This window comes from Vibrio sp. 10N.237.312.B06 (assembly GCF_041464685.1).
In the GTDB taxonomy this organism is placed as follows: Bacteria; Pseudomonadota; Gammaproteobacteria; order Enterobacterales; family Vibrionaceae; genus Vibrio; species Vibrio tasmaniensis_A.
In genome coordinates this window covers 1-23,415 of sequence record NZ_JBFSPI010000031.1, presented here as the reverse complement: position 1 = coordinate 23,415, position 23,415 = coordinate 1, and the positions used below count along the sequence as shown (strand labels likewise).

Below are 23,415 nucleotides of genomic sequence, written 5' to 3'. Positions count from 1 at the left end.
AAGAATACCAATCGCTGGCTTTGATGAATGGTAAAAAAGAAAAAACCCAACAAAGGTGTGACTCTGTTGGGTTTAGTCGTTAACTCGAAGCTGTTGGTTGAAACTAAAGATGTCGTTTCAACGAAGGACTCTCTGAGGATTCAACTAAGGATCAAAACTGATCATTACTATTACCGCTACTCAACCCAGTTGAACTTACTCTCGTCGACGCCTTCTTTTTCTTCCTTCACGCGCTCTCGTCGGCTTTGCTCTTCAGCGCGGGCTGCGTCAATTTCTTGCATGATGGCATCAATATCTGCCAAGGCATCGCTTTCGGTAAACTCACCCGTTAGTTTGCTGTCCGGCTTCAAATCACCCTTCTCAAACAGTGCCCACATTTCCTTAGCGTACTCAGTGGTCGCCAGTTCAGGGGCAAATTGCGCGTAATAGTCACGGATATTATTAACATCACGAGTCAGCATCCACTCGGCATTGTTGTTCGCAGAAGCATCGACCGCTTGCGGTAAATCGATAATCACAGGACCATATTCATCAACCAATACGTTGAACTCAGACAAATCGCCATGAATCAAACCAACGCAAAGCATCTTAACGACATAAGTCATCATCACCGCATGATCTTCAATCGCTTGTTCAGGCGGCATCACCACATCATTCAATCTAGGAGCGACATAGCCTTCGTCATCAGTGACTAACTCCATCAGCAGTACGCCATCAAAACAGCCATAAGGCACAGGCACACGTACGCCTGCTTCAGCCAGCTTATACAAGGCATCCACTTCAGCGTTTTGCCACACTTTCTCTTGTTGTTCTCGGCCAAAACCAGAGCCTTTTTCCATCGCTCTGGCACGGCGGCTATTACGTACTTTTCGGCCTTCACGATACGCCGTTGCTTTTTTAAAGCTGCGCTGGCTTATTTCCTTATATACCTTGGCACAACGGATCGTATCGCCGCAGCGTACTATGTACACTGATGCTTCTTTGCCACTCATTAATTGGCTTGTCACCTCGTCGACTAAACCATCGTCAACTAAGGGCTGTATTCTTTTAGGTATCTTCATGCCGCCTTTATACATTAGTTGTCTTACAGATAGAAATATTAACTTAAGAAATGAATGACGAAACTATTAACGTGTTCTAAAAACGAACAGAAATTACGACAAAGTTGTCTTATGACGACGGCAACGTTCAGAACAGTAGATCACGTCATCCCAACAGCGCTGCCACTTTTTACGCCATGAGAAAGGCTTTTTGCAAATAGGACATGTCTTAGTTGGTAAATGGGGCTTCTTGTGCATGGCCGTTTCCTTTTTGATGAGTCCACTTCCTGCGTCTACGCTCGATTCTCGCTTCATAGAATGACGAAGGTAATACGACCAACCCCAGATTCCCTATTACGTTCGTACCACACTTTAGGGAATAGCGGCAGTTACTCTAATCACTCTTTACTGCAGAACGTGACGGCGGAGTGATTGATAACAGCCCCCCGAAACTCCGTCATTCTCGAGAAGGAGGAACGACTGAGTCAGGGATCTGCTTCATCTAGCTTTGTATCTATTTCTGCGCTGATGGAATATAGCTAGAACCTAAGCAACAACCTTGTACTGCTTCTCCATCTCACTCACACCTAAACCAGAGTGTTTTGTCACTTTAAGTTGAACGGGAACTCGCTCTTTCAGTGCTTCAACGTGGCTAATGACACCAATCATCTTGCCTGATGCATTCAGGTTATCGAGCGCGTTCAGTGCAATGTCCAATGTGTCACTATCGAGCGTGCCGAAACCCTCATCTAGGAACAGAGAATCAATACTGGTTTTGTAGCTCACAAGATCAGATAGCGCGAGTGCCAACGCCAAGCTCACCAAGAAGCTTTCGCCGCCGGACAAAGTCTTGGTATCACGCATCACATCGCCCTGCCATGTGTCGAGCACTTGCAGTTCTAAACCATCGTCGGCTTTACGTTTTAGCTCGTAACGACCATGCAAACGCTGTAGCTGCTTGTTGGCCAAGTACACCAAGTTTTCCAGTGTTAGACCTTGAGCAAACTTACGGAACTTGTCGCCGTTCTTTGAGCCAATAAGTGAATTGAGACGTGAGATATCATCAAACTCGACTTGTTGCTCGTCGATTTTCTTGAACAAATCTTGCTGATTGCTGCGGTTCTGGCTATCCGTTTCAAGATTGGCAGAAATCGCGCCGATCTTTGTCGCATGACTTTGTTGTGCGTTTTGGCATTCAGTAGTTGCTTCTTCAACTTGCTGTTGGTCTTGCTCTTGCCATGCTTTCGCATTTACGTGGTTTTGTAGCTCCACTTGCGTCGCTTTGGCGGTGTTCAACCTAGCTTGTGCACTGACAATCGCTTCGTCTAAAGACTTCTTCAGGCTTTGAAGTTGAGTTCTAACCTCTTCATCCAACAATGCTGCTTCAAAATCAGCCTCACCTTCGAATGGGCTAGTTTTCAGCGCTTCTAACCAAGCATTCGACGCTTGTGTGTAACTTGACTGCTTGCTAGTCAACTCTTCAGAGAAGCTAATGTGTTTGGTTTGCTCAGTTCGATGTTCCAGCTCGCAGCGGTTAAGCACCAACTGCGCGGCATCAAATGCATTTACCGCTTCGGTGACTTTTTGCTTCATCGCATTGCTGGTGGCTTGAATGTCTTTGTCACCAAACAACTCTGTTCTTTCAGCACTAATACGAGTCAGTTCTAACACTAGAGACTCACTCTGTTGGGTCAGTGTCGCGAGCTCTTTCTCAACACTGCTTAGCTTGTCATCTAAAGTTTTCAATTCGGCATTTTGAGTAATCAGTTGCTTCTCAATATCAGCCTGTTGCTGTTTAGTTTGCTGCCATGTGCTTGATGCTTGTGATTTAGCAGTAAACCAATCATCAATATGTTCAAGTTCAGGCGCTTCGATAGCCGTTTGAACAATGCTCTCTTTCAGAGCGTTCCATTGCTGTTCTTTTGCTAGAGCAATCTGAGCCACTTGTTCGCTCGTGCTGTGATTTTGCTTATTCAGATCCGCTAAGCGTTGCTCGGCCAACTCGAGATTAGATTGCGCCTTATCAGCCGTAACACTTACAGACAGGTGTTGTTTCTCAGCTTCCGCATAGTGTGCTTTGGCATCGCCCAATGCTTTGATTTGCTGCGCGCTTTGACTTAGTTGAAGCTCACACTGCTGAGCAAAGGTCGCGACGGTAGCTTCATTACCTAAATCGTTAATCGTTAGCAGCGCCAGTTCAGGAGCCGTGCCAACGAAATCCGATAAGCTCTGTTGAAGTTTGCCGACAACGCCTTGCCAATTCAATTGAGCTTGTTGAATATCCGCTTGCGCACGTTGAATGTCATCATTAAGCGCTGCAATCATAGGGGCAAGAGAATCTAACTGCTGACGATGCTCTTGGCCTTCTTTTTTGATGGCCGTTAACTCTAGGTTTTCCGTTTCTTTTTGAGCAACCAAATTTGCAATATCTTGCGACTGCTCAATCGAATGGTCTGTTGAACCACACAGTGGGCACTCAGTTCCAGATTCCAAAGCCGCACGGTATTTCGCCAATTCGCCTTCTTGATCAATCAATCGCGTTAATCGTTCAAGAGAGGTCTCTTTCTCTTTATATCGCTCGACTAACACTTCACGTTCTTTCGAAAGCTTGTCGACCAATTGGATGTTGGTCTGATGTGCCTGAGTTTTGGCGTGCAGGTGTTGCTGGGCATTTAGGAAGCCACGGTTGATCTCAAGTAATGAGTGCGTATTGCGACTCCAGTACTCCAACAGATCTTTTTGCGCATTCAATACTTGTTCGCTGGTGTTGCCTTGCAATGCTTCCCACTGTTGCTTTGCACTACTCTCTAACACAACCAATTCACTTAAAGTTTTGTCTTGCGTTGCTTTGGCTTGTTGCGCACTTTTGATAACCGCTTGCTGAGCATCAAGAACCGACAAAGCTTGCTTAGCCGAGTTTAACTGTTCTGCATGTTGACGCTCTAGCGTACGAACTTGCTCAACTTTGGCTTGCCACTGACCTAAGTATTTTTCCAGATGTTGGTCAGCTTGATGTGTATTTAAGTACTCAGTGCTGAGTTGATCTTGTTGCTTTAGTGCATCTATTTTTTGGGCTAACACGATCTGTTGATTACGCTGTTGCGTGTGTTGCTCGTTTAGCGTATTTGCTGCATTAACGGCCGCAGTTTGCTTATCTTTGAGTACGGCAATTTGGTTATCTAGCGGACGGACAAGATCGATGATCTTCTCTTGATCTTGTTGCTCGGTTTTTACTTGTTCGACAATTGCACTGCTTTGAGTCAATTTAGTTTGCGCGTCTTGCTTTTCTGCATCACGAACGGCAAGTAACTTGGTGCTGTTATCTAGGTGAGCTTGAGTAGTGTTCACCTCTTGTTCGCAACGCTTTAAATCTTTGTGCATTGGGCGCAGCTTTTCAGCCGGCTCACTGTTTGCCAAGCGCTCTAATGAAGGTTGGTTACGGCCTAGTTCATCTTGAGCGGTTTTACAATCGTGCTCACTGGTTGCAATAGTTTGCTCAGCTTTGGTCACGTCTTTCCACCAGCTTAGATGCGCTTGCCACTCTTTTAATTGCTCCGCTAAACGCTTCTGTTCCGCTTCTAACGTTTCTCGTTCTGCGGTTAGCTCTTGGATTTGCTCTTCAGACAGTAAGCTCACACCTTCTGCTTTGGCTTTAAGGTGATTAAGCGACTCTTCACTCGACTTGAAATGATCGTAGATGCGCTCAGAGATCAGGCTATAAACTTCGGTTCCCGTCAGCTCTTCAAGTAGCTCGGCACGGTCGTTAGCATTGGCATTTAAGAACGCCGCAAACTCACCCTGAGACAACATGATGGATTTAGTGAAGCGTGAAAAATCGAGACCGGTTACCTGCTCCACCAACTTGGTTTTCTTGGTCAGCATGGTCTCTAAAACTTTGTCGGTGTCCGCATCAGCAAACTCACACGTTGGCGTTTGTAATGCGCCATCGTGTTTGCCACGCGCTCGCTTTTGGTGGAAGTTAGAGCGATACGTTTTGCCCTGCACTTCAAACTCCAGTTCAGCAAAACACTCACCCGTGCCACGCGTCATTAATTCGTTGTTGCCTTTGGCGATACTTTTCAAACGCGGTGTGCGGTGGAACAATGCCAAACAAATCGCGTCAAGAATGGTGGTTTTACCCGCCCCTGTTGGACCAGTAATCGCGAACAGGCCATTTTCCGCAAACGGTGATTGGGTAAAATCGAGTTTCCAACGTCCTTTCAAAGAGTTCAGGTTTTCAAATTCTAGGCTTAAAATCTTCATACTGGTTACTCTTCTACTTTGTTTGGCGCTTGAGAGCTCTCAGACACTTCAACCATCACTTGTTTAAACTTCACCGTCATGCGCTCTAAACGCGCTTTTTCAGAATCGGTTTCAAACTCTTCTAAGGCAATACGCTTCGTAAACACGTCCATCGGGCTCAGTTCAGATAAGGTTTCTGCCGACTCTTGCTCTAATGCTTGATTGCGACGCTCTCTTGCTCTGCGCAGTTGAAGTACTTCCACATTCAAACCGTCAGTCAATGAACGCATACGTTCTTGTAGATCCGACAAGTAATCTTGCGCTTGCACTTCTATCGATAACCACACGCTTTGTTCGCTATCTAAACCTATGTATTGGTTCAGCTGAGATTCGATCTCGCTCAAGTCGCCTTTGATTTCAGCTAGAGGTTGGAATGTAGGAACGGGCAATTGACAAATGGTTCGCACGCCCTCAACAAACTCAACCACACATACCTGCTTTTGAGATTTAAGTTCGTCAAAGCTTAATGGGATTGGTGAACCGCAGTAACGAATGTATTCACGTTTTGCCACAACTTGTGGGCGGTGGATATGACCAAGTGCAATATAATCGGCATCTGGGAAACCATCAGCGGCGAAACCATCAAGGTTACCGACATAGATATCACGCACAGAATCCGATTGTTGAACACCCATCGCTGTTAAATGACCAGTAGCGATAATCGGCATGTGCTCGCTGTTTTCAAACGTCGCACGTTTTTCTAAAGCGGCATCATAAACACTTTGGTAGTGCTGTTTGATTGCATCGCCGAGTTGCTTCTGACGCTCAACGCCTGTGACGCCCGCCTGGCTGGTCAACACATCACGAGGGCGAATAAAAGGAATGGCACAAACCAGCGCTTCTACATCGCCGTTCTTGCCTTTTAGTTCGACAACCTGAGTCGCATGATCTTCATTGGTGTTCGGAATCACGTCTGCACCCATGTATTTGAGCAACTGTTGTGTCTCTTTAAGCACAGAGACTGAATCGTGATTTCCACCTAATAACACCAATTGGCAGCCGATCTTGTTCGAATCGACCACAAACTTGTTATACATCTCACGAGCGTAACTTGGCGGTGTGCTGGTATCAAAAATATCGCCAGCAACAATGATCGCGTCGATGTCGTGCTCTGTAACTTGCTCAAGTAACCATTGTAAAAACCGTTCATGTTCATTCTTACGGCTTTTATTGTAGAAGTTTTGGCCAAGATGCCAATCGGACGTGTGAAGAATCTTCATTGCTGCTCACTGGAAGTCTGTAATCCCTTTAATCTACCAAAATAGTCGACATAATTCCCTTTTATAAGCTTGTGAAAACCAACTAATTTCAGACTCTAGACCAACTCTGGCCATAGCGTGACCAATCGTTATTTTTGACATTAAAAAGCCGCTCAACGTTAGAGCGGTTTTAGTTGTCTGTGGCCTAAACGCCATAAAATACTTAATCTTTTTTTAGCGAGCTTCTGCTAGGCTTGCCAGGTAGTTATTCGTTAAATAAAAGCCGCTGAACTTGTCAATAAAGTCCGCTGGAACGGTTTTATCGGTCAATCCAGATTCAATCAGAGCCGCTTGCCACCTCTGTACTTTCGGGAAGCTTTCTAGCATATCGAAGCCTGAACGCTCTTTAATTACAAATGCTCGGTGTAACAGTGGTAACCAAGCGATGTCGACGTTAGAGATGTAGTCCCCTTTAAAGAACTCAGTATCACCCAGTTTTTTCTCTGCCTTTAGGAACGCCTTTTGTAAATTGGCTAAGCGTGTTTCAAATGTCTCTTTGTCTTTACTCGCCATGGTGCCGCACTGTGGTATGTAATGTTTGCTCGCTTGATAAGACCAAGCACGGTCGAGTGCTTTCTGCTCGGGTGAAACCTCTTCAATAGGCGTATATTTATCGTCTAGATATTCAACAATTGCATCAGATTCAAAAAGGACGGTGTCGTTCTCTGTAATTAATACAGGTACCTGCCCGTTCGGTGAGATATCCAAAAACCACTGTGGTTTGTTATTCAGTTCAATGTACTCAATTTCAAACGGGACGTTTTTCATTACTAGTGAACCCATTACACGTTGAACAAATGGGCAGTTTTTAAAGCTAATCAATTTAGTCATTTTTGGCTCCGAATCGGGTTAATAATTTCTTGTTACCCCCCTAAGACGAACCCAAAATCCAAAAGACGAAGAATAATTCGTTATTTCACGAAATAATTTAATTTGTTGTTATCAAGACGTTTAAAACCAACAGAGAAATGCGAAATCTTTGCAAAGAATAATTAATAGCTAGGGAGGCAAGACAGAGGGATACAGTACTAATTACTAATTACTAATTACTAATTACTAATTACTAATTACTAATTAACGAGCTAGCAAGCTAACAAGCCGTACTTTCCCCAACAGCGTTCAACTGATGAGGAGAAGTTAACGAAAGCAGAGTAAAACTAAACAACCAAAGATAGTGCAATTGATGCCATGATCACTCCTACAACAAACTCCAACATCTTCCATGATCTCGGGTTTTTAAACATTGGAGCTAAGAAGCGAGCACCATAGCCAAGTGAAAAAAAGAACACGAATGAAGCCGATACTGCACCTGCACCAAACAACATTTGATTTGGTTGATATTGTGTAGAGATAGAACCCAGCAATACCACAGTGTCCAGATACACATGCGGATTAAGCCAAGTAAACGCTAAGCACATGGTAACTGCTTTGGTTAAAGAGTTTTTGGTTTCGACACCGGCTTCTAAGGCATGATTTTCGGTAAATGCTGAGCGAAAGCTCAAGAATGAGTAAACCCCTAAAAAGATAGCCCCACCGTAACGAGCAAACTGCTCAATTTGTGGAAACTGATCAACGATTGCACCAAAGCCCATCACACCAAAGCTGATCAGTAATGCATCTGAAATCGCGCAGACAGCACAAATAGCAAACACATGCTGATTCTTTAAGCCCTGTTTAAGAACGAACGCATTTTGAGAACCGATCGCGAGAATAAGCGAAAGCCCGAGAGTAAAACCTGCAAAATAAGTCGGCATCAAAGGTTAGCCTCTTAACGTAACTCAATACTCATGAAATGACTGTGCGGGTCTAACACATAATTAGCAAAAGGTTCACAGTAACCAAAGCCAAATTTTTGATACAAATTACGCGCTGGCTTAAAGTAGTCTTCCGATCCCGTTTCTAGGCTAATACGTCGATATTGGCGAGCGGTTGCCGTATCCAAAACGTGCTGCAATAGCTTGCTTGCGACACCGGACTTTCTTGCAAACTGCGAGGTTCTCATTGACTTCAGTTCAGCGTGTTGTGTATCAAGCTCTTTAATGGCGACACACCCAAGCAGTTGGCTGTCTTTCCAAGCACTGAAAAAAGTAATCTCTGGCGACTTGAGCCCATCTAGATCCAGTGCATGAACGCTTTCGACTGGCGATGTCGCATACATATCAGCTAAATGCTCTTCGAGTAGCTCAATAACCTCTCCACCCGACAAATCATCAATTTTTATTTCCATAACTCTTTAATTATCCTTAATAATTTTTTTATCCGTTTTAGATACAGTAAAATTACGCTACCCTCAAAAAGTTGCGTACGGCACACTTTAATCACATAGTCTCGTGACGCTTGCCGTGTTAGGTATCTGATAGCTTTGTCGATATACAGCAGTCACAATTTATTTACGACACCACCATTTATTTAAAGCACCTGTTTTTGGTGAGAGGATATGTAGTCAGATCTATATGAGCATCCAACTAGATTTAACCACAGCCACCCCTAGGCAGAATTTCGACTCTGCACAGGGCTATATTACGCTGCAAGACCACCGTGTCATCGATGTCGACGAAAACATTGCAAAAATCTTCGGTTACAGTTGCCGTGAAGCACTTCTCAACAACGTCGATTTTGTCTACTCATTAATACCCAAAGATTATCACGGCTCTGTCCGTGAACGTTACCTTTCTGCGATTAAAGGCCAACTGGGAAAGGGAAAGCTCTATAAAGATATTCCGGTGAATAACCGCCTTCTCTCGCTGTTTAGCCTTGCTCAAGCGGTCAGAGTCAACGACCGCCCCGCTCTTCGTGTAATGATCATAGATATTACCTCAGTTGTTGCTTCAGAGCGTAAACATCAAGAAAAAGATCGTATGTACCGGACTTTACTCAATAGTTCGAAACAGGGCGTGCTCGTCCACCAAAATTTCAAGCCTCTAATGGTTAATCAAGCCTGGGTTGAAATGCAGGGTGCCAAATCGATAGAAGCAGTGCTCGCCATGGACTCAATCATTTCAATTATTCCGCCGGACAGTCGTATCAATGCCATGAGACGCAGCCAGAGTATTCTTGCCGGTGATACACCAAGCTTCAGTTCTGTGGTTGAAAACCAATGCTTTGACGGGAGTAAAAAACACTTCAACATCTACGACAACATCATTAATTGGGAAGGCGAGAAAGCGATTCAAGTGGTGATAGAAGACGTTTCCGACAAGGTGATATTAGAACAAGAGCTACTGCACCGCGCACTTCACGACGATCTAACACAAGTGTTCAGGCGCAGTGCCATTTACGATTGGTTAAAAAAGCCGTTAAAAGAACAAACTGAGATGTCTTGTTTACTATTGGATATTGATGACTTCAAAAAGATTAATGACCAATTTGGACACAGTGTTGGTGACGATGTGATTCGTACTCTCGCGAATACCATCAAGAAGCACGTCAAAGCCTTGAACGGCGTGGTTGGCCGCTGGGGAGGTGAAGAGTTTATCGTCTTCTTTCCAAAAAACCGAACGACTCATGGAACCATTCTCAACACGGCATACTCACAAGCAAAAATTGTTGGTCAACGTATTTGCGAAGAATTTCGAACCCATCAATTCTTGGGATTTAATCGCACCAAGTTTCAATCAAGCGTCAGTATTGGCATTACCGACAGCTGCATCGTTCGTACCAACAACTCCCTAGATACGTTGATTCGAGTTACAGACGACGCGCTCTATCGTGCTAAATCCAACGGAAAAAATAGAGTCTCTGTAAACCACGAAGGTGCATGTGTAGAGTGTGGCTCAAGAAACAATTGCTAAGCATCAAGAAAAGGTCATTTAAGCTTATAAGTTGACCCAAGATTTTCTTGTTATTTTTAAGTTCTAGTTTACTATGCGCCACCCCAATTTTTTCAGCAAATGCTGCAAGCAAACATGTCCGCCAACGCACTCTATACCGACCTATCCGGTTACTATGATTTAATGTGTGTCGATATTGACTACCAAGCGCAGAGTGACTGCGTTCGTAGGTTACATCAGATTTTTGGAAATGAAGGAAAAACACACCTCGACCTTGGATGTGGCACTGGACCACACGTTCGCCATTTTATTGATTACGGCTATCAAAGTAGTGGCCTTGATCTGAATAAACCAATGCTCAACATTGCTCAAGTTCGTTGCCCTGAAGCTAACTTTTCAGTACAAAACATGAGTAACTTTTCGGTCTCAGAACCGCTCGATCTTATCACTTGTTTCTTGTATTCCATCCATTACAACGACGGTATTGAGAGACTAAAAGAGTGCATTGCAAGCGTGCACCGAGCTTTGAAACACGAAGGTGTCTTCTGCTTCAACGTGGTTGATAAAGAGAAGATAAGCAATGACTTGTTTGTTCGACATACAGCCAACAAAGAACATGATGACTTTACCTTTCGCTCAGGTTGGTACTACTCTGGCGAAGGTAGTAAGCAAATGTTAAAGCTAAGTATCGAAAAAACGACTGCAGGTGAAACTCAAGTATGGAATGACGAACACCCTATGGTGGCATTCTCGTTTAAGGAATTGATCGAGATATTGAAGCCCTACTTTGAGGTTCATATTTTTGAGCACGATTATGACAAGCTGCTGCCTTGGGATACCAAATCAGGTAATGCTTTGGTCACTTGTGTAAAAATCTAGGTAAGCTAATTCCAAACGAATTAAACCGATACAAGCACACAAAAAAGAACCCACACTCGCCGTTCTCTTTATAGAGTATCGAGTCAATGTGGGTTCTTCGTTTCTATATGTATCTTCCTACCAAATCAAACACAGATTGATTAGAAGTCCGCTGTCATACCTACGTAGTAAGTACGTGGCTCTTCAACATAACCCATACTCTCTAGCTCTTGTGATACAGCTTCATCAGTCAAGTTAGTGATACCAGCACGCACTCGAACAGAATCATTAACGTTATACACCGTACCGATGTTCAGTGTTGTGTATGCGTCTTGCGTTAAGTCGCTTTCGATATTACGCTCTCCACGGTAACGCGCACTAATAAAGGCATTCAGATCGAAAGTTGGGCTCCAGTTCAGTTTAACTAAACCTGAATGCTTGTAACGCTCAAGCAGTTCTTCACCCGTTGACTTATCTTCTGTGTCTAAGAACGTGTAGTTACCAGACACGCCCCACTCATCGGTAATCTGGAATTGACCCGTAAGTTCAGCACCTTGAACCACCGCCTCAGATACATTGGTATAAGTACGCTTACCTTTCACATAGCCAGTAGAGCTAGAACTGTCCGCGCACCCTTTACCCGATTCAAACACTCCGCCGTTCTCGCAGTACGTTTCATCGCGATCAATAAGGTCATTGATTTCGTTGCGGAACAAGGCACCTTCAACATTCCAACGTGGTTGGTTGTATATTGCTGCAATTTCATAGTTCAAGCTCGTTTCAGGCTTCAGGTTTTCGTTGCCATATAAATCGCACGCTCCCTTACAGCTATTAACAGTGTAGTCAGCTTGGTTTTGAGTTAACGAAGGCGCTTTAAACGCCTTACCCACGCCGCCTTTGATAATGAGGTCATTCGTTGTTTGGTGAACTAGATAAACACGAGGGCTGAATTCTTCACCGTACAATTCGTGCTTATCTAAACGTCCACCAATGGTTGCGGTGAGTTGTTCAGTCATCAACCACTGGTCTTGAACAAACAAAGCACCTTGATACGCTTCTGATGTACCGTTGATCAAGTTTTCTTTGTTGGTTAATTCGCTCAACTGGTAGTCCACACCAAAAGTTACGGTGTGACTATCACCGAGATAAGTCGTTGCTGACGCTTCTACTATTTGAGTTAGCTCTTCTACATCGCTACTGTAATTGTTACCTAGATCAGCGGCATCGTTGTCTGTCACGTTTTCACGAGAGTAACGAACTTGTGTGTCACCCCAGTTCCAAAAACCGCTGTGTGTAATCGCTTGACTGTTACGTACAACATTACTATCCACTAGGTTCGAACCTGTAGCGTGTTCTGCTAAACCATCACGTTTATCGTCACTATAGCCAAGGTCTAAATCAATCGTCTGATTGTCTGTCATATTCCATGTCAGGTTGGCAAGCAAACTTAAAGTGTCGCGTTCCTCGAGAGCGGTAATATTTTCACGACCATTACCTGTATATGGTTGCCATGCGTCACGCGAGGTTTGATTTAAAGAAAAACGCGCAAACAATTCATCGTCAATCAATGCACCGGACGTAGTAAAACCAACAGAATATTCTTCGCCACCATCTCCGTCTAATGGAGAAGAAGTGTCCATACTTAATGTAGAACTCCAATCGTTTTCTGGAGCTTTGGTGATGATGTTGATTGTGCCACCCATACCATCTGAACCGTAAAGTGCAGACATTGGGCCGCGGATGATTTCAACACGTTCGATTGACTCAGCTGGAATAGTCGAGAGATCGAAATCGTTACCACGAATGATGGCACTTGCAGAGCTTAAGCGACGGCCATTCACCATGATAAGCGTATAGTCTGAATCCATACCACGAATAGAGATCATCTGACGGCCAGCACGTGTGCTATCAAAATCAGATTCCACACTCGTTGATTCTGCAACGATGTCAGCCAAAGTGATTCCAGGGCTGTCTTCGATGTCTTGAGCGGTGATAACCGACATTGAAGCTGGCGCTTGTTTTAGAGCCATTTCAGTACGAGTTGCCGTAACAACCATTTGCTCATCTGTCGCTTGCGCTTCTTTTTGCGCTAACACGTTAGCCGATAGTGAGGTGCAAATAACAGCTACTGCGACCGAAAGGGGTTTACGAATCATAAGAGGTTTGCGAACTATAAGGTGCTTGCGAACCAAAAGAGGCTTGCGAATCAACAGAGATTTCTCAGACATGATATTTATTCTTATATGTAATTAGTAATGATAATGGTTTGCATTAAACAACCAGTTATCACTCCAATCAACGAAAGTTTCATGCTGAAAATTCATTATGATTATTCACCTATCAAATAATACAGGCAACATATATTCAATTCATTAGCATTAAGCCAGTAACATTCATGTGCCAGATAATTTAGGAGTATGTCTCTTTAAATAGTTCACGAATCCAACGGCACATAGGGTCATTGTGGAAACGTTTATGCCAGTAGAGATATACGTCTTCTGATGGGCTCCTGATCGCTTTGGGTACGCGTTTACAAACAAGGTTTCTCTGTTTTGCTGCTTGTTGAGCAAAAGGTGTCGGCAGGTGAAAGATGATATCGGTCGCTTCAGCCATATCTGGAGCGACGTTAAAGTTAGACAGTTGAATCGGTATCGATAGCTGACGCTGCTTATCGATCAAGCCCAAATCTTTGAAACGACTTTCAATCGAGAGCTTCTTATCCCCTTGCAGTGAGATCTGGCCGAGTTGGCTACTCAATAAATCATCAACGGTGATCTCTTTATCCGCCAGAGGGTGGTCTTTGCTCATTAATAACCGATAATCGCGACTGATTACGAACATTCGATACAGGTTTTGTTCAGAACTTAATGGTTCATGCGTCGACAATACAAAGTGCGCATCACCTGATAACAGAGGTTCAAAGTGTCGTTTAGGAATCGAGTCGATATCGACAACCATATTCGGCGCTTGTTGGCGGATTTGTGCCACGACTTTTGGCAAAAGGTGTGAAACCTGAGGAACCAAGCCAAAGAACCGAACGGTACTATTACTCGTCTCCGGTTCAAATACGTCTCCATGGACCAATTTCTCAAGGCGTGTGAGCACAGAATTGAGGTCTTGCTTGATGACTTCTGCTTTCGGGGTTAGCTCATAACCATAGGCTGCGCGGACTAACAAGTCATCGTTGAATACCGTTCGTAGTTTTTGTAGTGAACGACTCACCGTCGGTTGGCTCATGTCCAACGCCAAGGCTGTGTTTGATACGTGCTTCTCTTCAAGAAGGTGTTTAAGAATAACGAGTAGGTTAAGGTCGACCTGGGCAAGATTCATTATAAGGATATTCAAAATACTGAAGATTCAATATGCGTATAGTGCTATTTCCCCAGAATTAATACAATTGATAATCACTCTTACTTTGATGTCATACAATGTGAAGTGCCGAATTTGATGCTAACTAAGTTTTTGAAAGGCTTATTTGGGTGACTTTAGACACAAAAAAAGAAGCCAAATGGCCTCTCTTTACCCTATTCACTCTCGCTACTATTTTCGTTAGCGCTCAACACTCGGCGAATAATAAGCGTCCAACAGTGAAATGAAATTCCCTCTATCAAGTTCGCTAAGTTGATTAATGCCAGCCGCTGCTTTTCTTCCTCCGCCAGTTACAAAGCTAGAGCAAATTTCATCTGCGCCTGTTCTATTGGATAGTGGTGCTCTTAGGCTAACAGTATAAGATTCGCCATCTTGGTTTTTCGTTAATACTGCTTGCGCTCGGTTTGGATCTTGATTCACGATCTCATTGCCAAATACACCGCTGATACGTCTTGCCCAAGTCTCACCAGGCAGTTCAAACACACGTGCGAATACACTTTCATACGCAGGGGCAAGGTTTGATAATTGCTGGCGGTCATTCTGGTAAGCAGCTCGTAGTCGATAAAACACCGAGTCTTTGTCATCCATAAGATCGAACGGGTTCGGATATTGATAAAGGTTTTGGTAGAGCTCAACTGGCGTGAAATGTAGATCGCTCAATGATGTGCCGTAGCCGTTGTAATTAACCAAGGTACCTAGCTCTTCTAAGAACTCAATTTGTGATTGTTCGAATCCATTTTCATCAGCTAACTGTGCGGCCACTACTTTTAAATTATCACCAAAGGCCGCCGCGATTGCCCAAGCTACGTGTGCACCATTTAGCTTCCGGTTAATCAATAAACTCGTGCAACTCTCTGCCGAGGTGTCTATCAGAGTGTCTAAATGCTCAGAGGTTGGCACGTCCCCTGTTCGATGGTGATCGCAGTAAAACACATCGATGTTGGCATCTAACAGTGAGTGCAATGCTGGCAGGTTCTTCTCCATCGACACATCAAGAACGGTAACGGAAGAGACATCATTTGGAGTGCCCGGATCTATGATTTGACTGGCAACTTGAGAAACCAACTTAATATCACGCTTTACACCGGTGACGAGCACGCTTTTTCTCGGTTCACTTAATCGCAGTTGTAACAACGCGATGATGCCGTCTGCGTCTCCATTGAATACGTCGTAGTGCATGCTATTCCTCTTCCGTAAGATTTAACGTTTATTCGAAACGCGCCAAAGACATGGCTCACGTCAACGCGTTCGTTCATCGTTAGTCTGTCATTATTTTAGTTTTATTCCACAGATACTTAAGTCTATTTTGTAATGCCTTATTCTTATTTCTATCGATTCAGGCACTTGCCTATCCTTCAGGTATAAAAAAGGCGCGAATAATTCACGCCTTTGGTTTATAGCCGCTCTTTGATCTTATGACGTCTTGAACTGCGCTACCGCTTGGTCCATATCGTTCGCTTGCTCGGCTACTTTATCGACTTCGACCAAGCAATGCTGCGCCGAAGCGTTGTTATCATTCGAGATGGTATTCAACTCAGTAATTGAGTCACTCACTTGTGTCATTACGGCACCCTGCTCTTCAATCGCTGAAGCAATACGTTCTGAGTTGCCTTGAATGCTTTCCATATCACTCAAGATCAGTTGCAAGCTTGCATCCAGTTCTTCTGAATCTTTAAGTGTCAGCTGGCCTTGTTGGTTACACTCGCCAATCTCTGTCATAGAAGCATTCATTTGGCTCTGGATTGCAGTTACTACACTGGTGATTTCAGTGGTTGATTGGTGCGTTCTGCTTGCTAACGCTCGGACTTCATCCGCAACAACTGCGAAGCCACGACCTTGCTCACCAGCACGAGCGGCTTCAATGGCTGCGTTTAATGCCAATAAATTAGTCTGTTCCGCAATACCTTGGATAATGTTAACGGCACTACCAATTTGATCGACATGGTGATTCAAAGAACTAATCGAATCTTGGCTACTTGAAAGGCGTTCAGACAGCTGGGTAATGTTATTGATGGTATCAACCACCACTTCACGACCTTTGTCGGCATTCACTTTCGCTTGATGAACGCCTTCAGCGGCAACCGATGTACTTTCTGATATCTCCCCAATAGTCAGTACCATCTCTTGCACTGAAGTTGTCATTGTTGAGGTGTGGTTTGCTTGAACTTCGAACTGTTTGATGACCGATTCCAGCTCGTCATGCATGCTCGACGTACTTTGTGTCAACTGATGTGACTTAGATTGAGACGTCGCAATCAACCCTTCAAGCTGGTCTAGCAGTTGATTGAAGTATTCGCCTAGCTTACCGAGTTCGTCTTTGCCATTCTCCGTCGCACGAATAGACACGTCGTTCGAGTCGACAATATTACGGATCACAGTAAGTAGAGACTCAATCTTACCGATGATTGAACGTACGATTAACCAGCTGAATAGAATGATCGCCACTAACAGTGTGACGCAAAGGGTGTTGTTGATCAGCGATAGTTTATCCATCTCTTGCTGTGCCTGTTGATCTAACACGGCCGAGAATTCTTTGAATTGAGTCTCGATAACGTGCGAACCTGTACGCGCTTGCCCTAGTAACCCTTCGTTATGTTTTAACCCTATCACTCGTTTCTGATCTACGACTTGACGAGCTGCTTCTATCAAAGCAGCTGAGCCACCCGCATTAGAAGTAATAGACAGAACACTTGGGTCGAACTCACCCTTCTCGATCAGATCATTGAAGAGATACAGCTCAATTTTTTGTTCAGCACTCGCGGTGGCACTGATGTTATCGAGTACAGCATGAAATTCCCCTAACAATCCTTTGTCTCGTGCTAGTCCATACACTTGGCTGGCTTTAACAAGGTTAACAAAGCTTGTGTGGTACGTTTCGATATCTTCACGCAAATGCGTACTGTTGGCCAAACCCAGATCATTCAGCACAGCATTAAGCTCAGATTCAGACGCTAAGAATTTTTTGTAATTTACGTCGAACTTGTCGAGGTATTTCAGATCACTGCGAAGTAAGAAATCTTTCTCGTTACGACGAAGGTTTAGCAGTCGCACTTCAAGTTCTTTGGTAATTTGTTTGGCTTCGCTCATTTTAGCGGTGGTGTCCGCAAATTGAGATGTGGTAAACAACAATGAAATCATGCCGAAGATGGAGAACACCCCCAACGAATAGAGCTTTTTCTTTATATTCATATACATGGCTCGTCTTTACTAAATTAACTATAAGTATCTAATTGATCGCATCAAAGCATGGATATACGGCTAGTGCGATCGAGTTATTGTTATGATTTTTTATCAGTAATGGGGTTGAGTTTTTGCAGCGGCCCTGCCCGCCAGTAGTGACATCATCAATACATTCAAACAAAGAAGACCCAACCCATTAACGACAGATCAATCAATAACACATTTTCGCTACATGTACATTAATAGAATTATAAAACTGAGAGACAGATATTTGACGGGACATACATCACCTCGAGAATAAGCAAAAACAGTGTTTTAAACGACGAGTTAGGTATTTTCGGCACTAGTATTTAAGTCGACATTAATTTGACTCATGAGCAAAATCGGAGGTGAACAGTAAGCGGGACACTGGTGAGACTAAACGGATGATCCTCTAAGTAACTAGAATTCATACCCAGTAGTCCTCTGAGTTAATACAAAATTGGTATTTTCTTTCTAAACAAATAGAAACTAAAGAAAGGACATTACCTTGACTAAATTAACCAAAACCGTGTTAGCAATGAGCGCACTCAGCGTTGCTCAAGGCGTCGCTGCGGCAGACCAACCGAACATTCTTGCTATCTGGGCAGATGATCTTGGTTACTACAACACTAGCGCATACAACCGTGGAATGATGGGCTACGAAACGCCTAACATCGACCGTATTGCTAACGAGGGTGCTATTTTTACGGATATGTACGCACAACAATCTTGTACAGCTGGCCGTGCTTCGTTCGTGACAGGGCAACACCCATTCCGTACCGGCCTACTTACTATCGGTATGCCAGGTTCAGCACACGGTATTCCTGACTGGGCTCCTACCATTGGTGATGCTCTTAAAGAAGAAGGTTACGCGACCGCACAATTCGGTAAAAATCACTTAGGCGATCAAGACAAACACCTTCCTACAAACCATGGTTTTGATGAGTTCTTTGGTAACCTTTACCACTTAAACGCGGAAGAAGAGCCTGAAACTTACTTTTACCCTAAAGACCCAGAATTCAGAAAGAACTACGGGCCTCGTGGCGTTATCAAAGCAACCTCTGATGGCAAAATCGAAGATACAGGTCCACTGACTCGTGCTCGTATGGAAAACATCGATGAGGACTTTACCGAAGCGGCTATCACGTTCATGGAGAAATCTGTAAAAGAAGATAAGCCTTTCTTTATCTGGTACAACTCGACTCGCATGCACGTTTGGACTCGTCTGAACGAACATTACAGCGGCATTTCTGGTCAAGGTATCTACGCTGATGGTATGGCTCAATTAGACGACAACGTCGGCGCGTTGCTTGATACTCTTGAACGCTTAGAAGTCGCAGACAACACTATTGTTATCCTTTCTACCGATAACGGTGCAGAGAAGTTCACATGGCCTGACGGCGGTACATCTCCTTTCCACGGTGAAAAAGGCACAACTTACGAAGGCGGTATGCGCGTTCCACAAATCGTGAAATGGCCAGGTGTTATCAAACCTGGCTCTGCGGTTAACGCGCTAATGTCCCAAGAAGACTGGTTACCGACACTAGCTGCCGCTGCCGGCAATGACTCTATCGTTGAAGACCTTAAAGAAGGTGTTTCTCTAAATAATAAAGATTGGCGTGTTCACTTAGATGGCTCGAACTTTATGCCATATTTTGAAGGAAAGGCTGAAAAGTCACCCCGTGAAACTATCTTCTACTTCTCTGCAAACGGTGACTTCAATGCGCTTCGTTGGAACGATTGGAAAGCAAGCTTCGCTATGATGGAAGGCACAATGCAATCGGCTATCCGTCAAGCTCCTGCTTGGGCTTCAATTACAAACCTACGTATGGACCCGTTTGAAACCGCAGCGAAAGAATCTGGCATGTACACTCGTTGGATGGTAGATAACATGTGGCTATTCGTACCAATGTCTCAAGAAGTGATTAAGTTCATGGGCTCTCTAAACGATTACCCAATGCAACAAGGCCAAGGCTTCAGTGCTGCAGAGATCAATTACAACACGCTAAAAATGCAAAAGCTAATTCAGCAGATGCAAGCACAAAACGCGAAATAGCGGAGCAAGGGTTAAACAGCGGAGCAACAGCTAGATAACCAGGCTACCGACCATTAAAGATAACTGACTAATTAAAGCCCCACTGGGGCTTTTTTTGTGAGGCATCAACAATCTTTTTTCTAAACCATGAATGCGCCATATCTGCATTACGACTCTTGTGCCACACCAGATATTCAGTACCAAGATCCGATTCAAACGGTAAAGGCGACAGCTTAAAATCATCCAACAGGCCATACCTTTCAAGTATTGATTTCTGACTAATACAAAGCCAATCCGTCCCTCTTACCATATCAAGCATTTCAAATGGGCCAGGCGCCTTTCGTGCAACCTTTCTACTCTTCGCGTATTTGCTAGTTTTAGTTAATGGCGACTCTTTGGTGTCCCACATACTATGAAGAACATGCTTCTCTTCAAGGTATTCTTCCAACGTAATCTCGTTCCCTAATCTAGGGTGGTTTTTATCATAAGCAACCACCATAGGTTCGTTAGAGAGCTGAACACACTCCATTGCCGGATCGTTGATAGGCGTATGGACTATACACAAATCATATCGGTGTTGGCGAAGATCTAGAATGATGTCTGCAGTATAGTAAGGGTCAATATGAAGACCTATATCTGGCGTTTCCGCATAGAGGATATCGGATACACGCTTCATCAATGAATAAGTTGCACCACTAATACAAGCGACATTAAACGACCTTTCAATTTTTGTTGGGTCGAACTTTCGCTTACTCGGGAAAGTCGATTCAAAGGCATCGTAGGCCTGTTTTATCTGAGGGTAGATGTCATAACAAAAACTGCTCGGTCTATAGCCTTCCTTTGTTTTCACAAACAACGGATCATCATAGGTTTCTTTTAGTCGGTTAAGCGCCTTACTAATCGCGGGCTGAGTAACGCCAAAACGTTTCGCGGTATTCGAGATAGAGAGCTCTTCCATCATGACAACAAAATACGGGATCAGACTAAAATCTGTGTTTTTCATGTTCTATTTACCAAACTAGCGTACTAAATTAACTTTCATATCATTGAATTATACCGTATCAACCAAGCACTTCATTAGCGACCCTTTTATTTTGGGAAGTCACCTACGAATTATCATGCTAGAAAACGATGATTAACAGAACACAAAAAGCCCACACTTGGCAGGCTCAGGTAACTCAAAGTCAGTGATGGCGTTTATTTGCTTTGTGACAGAGTAATCTCATCATTCACCCAGCCTAATAACTGCTTGGTCGCTTTAGACAAGACTTGGTTCTGCCTCACGATATAACCAAGGCTTGTGCTTGAGAAGTTGGTTAATGGAGTCACTTTTGATTTCAAGTGCTGCTTAGTGAATATTGCAAACTCAGGAACAATCGCCACACCAAATCCCGCTTCCGCCCAATCGATTTGAGCGTCTACGCTCCCTACTTCCATCACCCTATAACTAGGTAGGTTCAAACTTGGTAAACCTTCATCAATGAAGTCACGGGTTCTCGTATCGTGGCCAAGTAGAATCAAGGTGAGTTCTTCGTCAGAGTCTTGGATATCAAACCCATCGCCTAACGCACACCATGAAAGCTCTTGAAGCTTAGTAAAATACAGTGACTCGTTGTGCTGTTCTTTGGCGATAACAAATCCAATATCCGCCTGAGCGTTCTTAACTAAGCTCGATGCTTGAGATGACGTGGTATTCAGCAACGTGAGATCGATACCCGGATACTGCGCTTTGAACTTTTGGAAAGGACGAATCAACAAGAACCGGGAAATGATGTCGCTGACAGCAATAGTCAAAGTACCAATTTTGAGATCGTTAATAGCGTTGAGATCGGCCTGACAAATCTGCAGTTCGAGTAACGTTCTTTGGCTTGTCTCTAATAACCTTTCACCTGCTTGAGTCAGTTGAAACGGACTTCGCTCTATCAACTTGATGCGTGTTTGTTGTTCTAGTTGTTTCAGGTGCAAACTCACATTGGGTTGCGTCATATGAAGAGCGTTGGCAGCTTTTCCAAAATGCTTGTATTCCGCTAGCGTCACAAACGTCTTCAACAAATTAATATCCAGCATCATATCCCTCCCAGGTTTTTTACATGATATATGAAATCCTTATCAAGATAATAAAGATAATTAATTTCTCTTATCCACTTTGTAGGCCTAACATGATTTCTCAATCAGTCAGGAGAAAAATTATGCCATCTATTGTTGTTGTAGGCGCAAACTGGGGCGACGAAGGCAAAGGCCGTATCGTTGATTTTTTAGCAGACCAAGCTTCTGCTAGCATTCGCTTTCAAGGCGGAAACAATGCCGGCCATACCGTAGTAAACGACTTCGGTACATTCAAACTGCATCAACTGCCTAGTGGTATTTTTAATCCTGATTGTACGGCAGTTCTTGGCCCTGGCATGGTGATCAGCCCTGCTGCGCTAACTCAAGAGATTGCAGAAGTACAAGCAGCTGGCATCAAAGTGAAAATGGCGATTTCAGACCGTGCGACACTTTGTCTACCTTTACACGCGCTTGAAGACACACTTGAAGAAGAACGTTTAGGCGATGGTGCTTACGGTTCAACACGTCAAGGTATTGCACCCGCTTACGGCGATCGTGTGATGAAGAAAGGCATTCTTGTTGGCTGGTTGAATCAACCTGAAATTTTGGAGCAACGCATTCAATTCTTACTTGATTGGAAGATGCCTCAACTTAAAGCGCTATACCCACAATGTGACTTCTCTCAGACTGCTTCTGAAATGACAGAATGGTTACTTGAAGTGACTAAAGCTTGGCGCCCATTCATTTGCAACGTAACTGAGCCGCTTAAAGCACTGCAATCGCAAGACGCGAACTTACTGTTCGAAGCTCAGTTAGGTGCAGGTCGCGACCTTGTTTACGGTGAATATCCTTGGACGACATCTTCAAATGTAACCGCTGCATACGCAGGCATCGGTAGTGGTTTACCTGCCCTTCGCCCTGAGCGCGTTATTGCGGTTGCTAAATCGTTCAGCTCATCTGTAGGTACTGGTACGCTAGTGACTGCAATGGAAGAGCAAGATAGCTTCCGCGAAAGCTCTAACGAATACGGCGCAACAACAGGCCGCCCACGTGATATGGGTTACTTCGACGCGGTAGCAACTCGCAACGGTGTTGACCTGCAAGCTGCAACGGAAATCGCACTGACTAAGATTGATTGCCTGTCTGGTTTGTCTGAACTTAAGATCTGTACCGCTTACTCTGGTGAGCACACTGAAAACCCGATTTGGCCACAAACGGCTGAACTAAAGCCTGTATATGAAGATATGGCTGGCTGGGATGAAGACATCACTGGCTGCCGCACGTTTGAGAGCCTTCCTCAAGCAGCACAAGATTACGTTACGCGTCTCGAAGAGTTGATGGGCGTGCCAATCGTGATGGTATCAGTAGGTCCAGAGCGCGAACAAATGATCATTCGAGGTTAGAGCTCTACTCAAGTATTTCAGCTAAAGCGGTTGCTTTAGCTGAAAGACGACAGGCACAAAAAAGCCCACACTAGGTGTAATGCCGATCGTTTAAGAAGACTTGAACGATCTTGCAGTTAGCAGATAATCCCC

Annotated in this window: 17 protein-coding genes; 4 read left to right on the top strand and 13 right to left on the bottom strand. The window is 44.1% G+C overall.

Annotated features, from left to right (window positions below; genetic code table 11):
* Positions 1 to 176: 176 nt before the first annotated feature.
* From AB6C75_RS10600 to AB6C75_RS10570, 7 genes are all read right to left on the bottom strand, one after another.
* Complete coding sequence (locus AB6C75_RS10600; RefSeq protein ID WP_372107738.1) at positions 177 to 1,061, bottom strand: PA4780 family RIO1-like protein kinase; 885 nt, start codon at positions 1,059 to 1,061, stop codon at positions 177 to 179.
* A 93-nt stretch (positions 1,062 to 1,154) separates the two neighbouring features.
* Positions 1,155 to 1,298 carry a DUF2256 domain-containing protein gene (locus AB6C75_RS10595; protein ID WP_108085651.1) on the bottom strand — a complete coding sequence of 48 codons (144 nt, stop codon included), beginning with the start codon at positions 1,296 to 1,298 and terminating at the stop codon, positions 1,155 to 1,157.
* A 288-nt stretch (positions 1,299 to 1,586) separates the two neighbouring features.
* Complete coding sequence (locus AB6C75_RS10590; RefSeq protein WP_372107737.1) at positions 1,587 to 5,303, bottom strand: AAA family ATPase; 3,717 nt, start codon at positions 5,301 to 5,303, stop codon at positions 1,587 to 1,589.
* 5 nt (positions 5,304 to 5,308) lie between these two features.
* Entirely contained in the window at positions 5,309 to 6,562 is a 1,254-nt protein-coding gene (gene sbcD, locus AB6C75_RS10585; RefSeq protein ID WP_372107736.1) for an exonuclease subunit SbcD, read from the bottom strand.
* 213 nt (positions 6,563 to 6,775) lie between these two features.
* Entirely contained in the window at positions 6,776 to 7,432 is a 657-nt protein-coding gene (locus AB6C75_RS10580) for a glutathione S-transferase family protein (protein ID WP_372107735.1), read from the bottom strand.
* A gap of 326 nt (positions 7,433 to 7,758) precedes the next feature.
* Positions 7,759 to 8,355, bottom strand: a complete 597-nt coding sequence (locus tag AB6C75_RS10575; RefSeq protein ID WP_029223870.1) for a LysE/ArgO family amino acid transporter — start codon at positions 8,353 to 8,355, stop codon at positions 7,759 to 7,761.
* Positions 8,356 to 8,369: 14 nt separating this feature from the next.
* Positions 8,370 to 8,828 carry a GNAT family N-acetyltransferase gene (locus AB6C75_RS10570; protein ID WP_012604063.1) on the bottom strand — a complete coding sequence of 153 codons (459 nt, stop codon included), beginning with the start codon at positions 8,826 to 8,828 and terminating at the stop codon, positions 8,370 to 8,372.
* 226 nt (positions 8,829 to 9,054) lie between these two features.
* Between AB6C75_RS10570 and AB6C75_RS10565 the strand changes: the two genes are divergently transcribed.
* Positions 9,055 to 10,392, top strand: coding sequence for a diguanylate cyclase (locus AB6C75_RS10565; protein WP_372107734.1), 1,338 nt, complete (start codon positions 9,055 to 9,057; stop codon positions 10,390 to 10,392).
* Positions 10,393 to 10,506: 114 nt separating this feature from the next.
* Entirely contained in the window at positions 10,507 to 11,250 is a 744-nt protein-coding gene (locus AB6C75_RS10560; protein ID WP_372107733.1) for a class I SAM-dependent methyltransferase, read from the top strand.
* A 140-nt stretch (positions 11,251 to 11,390) separates the two neighbouring features.
* On the opposite strand, the gene AB6C75_RS10555 is transcribed toward AB6C75_RS10560, so the two are convergent.
* The 4 genes from AB6C75_RS10555 to AB6C75_RS10540 all read right to left on the bottom strand — a co-directional run bounded on the left by AB6C75_RS10555 (position 11,391) and on the right by AB6C75_RS10540 (position 17,736).
* Complete coding sequence (locus tag AB6C75_RS10555) at positions 11,391 to 13,385, bottom strand: TonB-dependent receptor domain-containing protein (RefSeq protein ID WP_372107759.1); 1,995 nt, start codon at positions 13,383 to 13,385, stop codon at positions 11,391 to 11,393.
* 253 nt (positions 13,386 to 13,638) lie between these two features.
* Positions 13,639 to 14,559 carry a LysR family transcriptional regulator gene (locus AB6C75_RS10550; protein ID WP_065679656.1) on the bottom strand — a complete coding sequence of 307 codons (921 nt, stop codon included), beginning with the start codon at positions 14,557 to 14,559 and terminating at the stop codon, positions 13,639 to 13,641.
* 219 nt (positions 14,560 to 14,778) lie between these two features.
* Entirely contained in the window at positions 14,779 to 15,777 is a 999-nt protein-coding gene (locus AB6C75_RS10545) for a DHH family phosphoesterase (protein ID WP_372107732.1), read from the bottom strand.
* A 234-nt stretch (positions 15,778 to 16,011) separates the two neighbouring features.
* Entirely contained in the window at positions 16,012 to 17,736 is a 1,725-nt protein-coding gene (locus AB6C75_RS10540) for a methyl-accepting chemotaxis protein (RefSeq protein WP_032499726.1), read from the bottom strand.
* Between the two features lie 601 nt (positions 17,737 to 18,337).
* Between AB6C75_RS10540 and AB6C75_RS10535 the strand changes: the two genes are divergently transcribed.
* On the top strand, positions 18,338 to 19,855 hold the full coding sequence (locus AB6C75_RS10535) for an arylsulfatase (RefSeq protein WP_032545932.1): 1,518 nt from the start codon (positions 18,338 to 18,340) through the stop codon (positions 19,853 to 19,855).
* A gap of 67 nt (positions 19,856 to 19,922) precedes the next feature.
* On the opposite strand, the gene AB6C75_RS10530 is transcribed toward AB6C75_RS10535, so the two are convergent.
* The gene (locus AB6C75_RS10530; RefSeq protein ID WP_065675186.1) at positions 19,923 to 20,837 is read right to left on the bottom strand and encodes a LysR family transcriptional regulator; all 915 of its coding nucleotides are present in this window, start codon (positions 20,835 to 20,837) and stop codon (positions 19,923 to 19,925) included.
* Positions 20,838 to 21,031: 194 nt separating this feature from the next.
* Complete coding sequence (locus AB6C75_RS10525) at positions 21,032 to 21,904, bottom strand: LysR family transcriptional regulator (protein ID WP_372107731.1); 873 nt, start codon at positions 21,902 to 21,904, stop codon at positions 21,032 to 21,034.
* A 119-nt stretch (positions 21,905 to 22,023) separates the two neighbouring features.
* Between AB6C75_RS10525 and AB6C75_RS10520 the strand changes: the two genes are divergently transcribed.
* Positions 22,024 to 23,283 carry an adenylosuccinate synthase gene (locus AB6C75_RS10520; protein ID WP_372107730.1) on the top strand — a complete coding sequence of 420 codons (1,260 nt, stop codon included), beginning with the start codon at positions 22,024 to 22,026 and terminating at the stop codon, positions 23,281 to 23,283.
* The last annotated feature ends 132 nt before the right edge of the window (positions 23,284 to 23,415 follow it).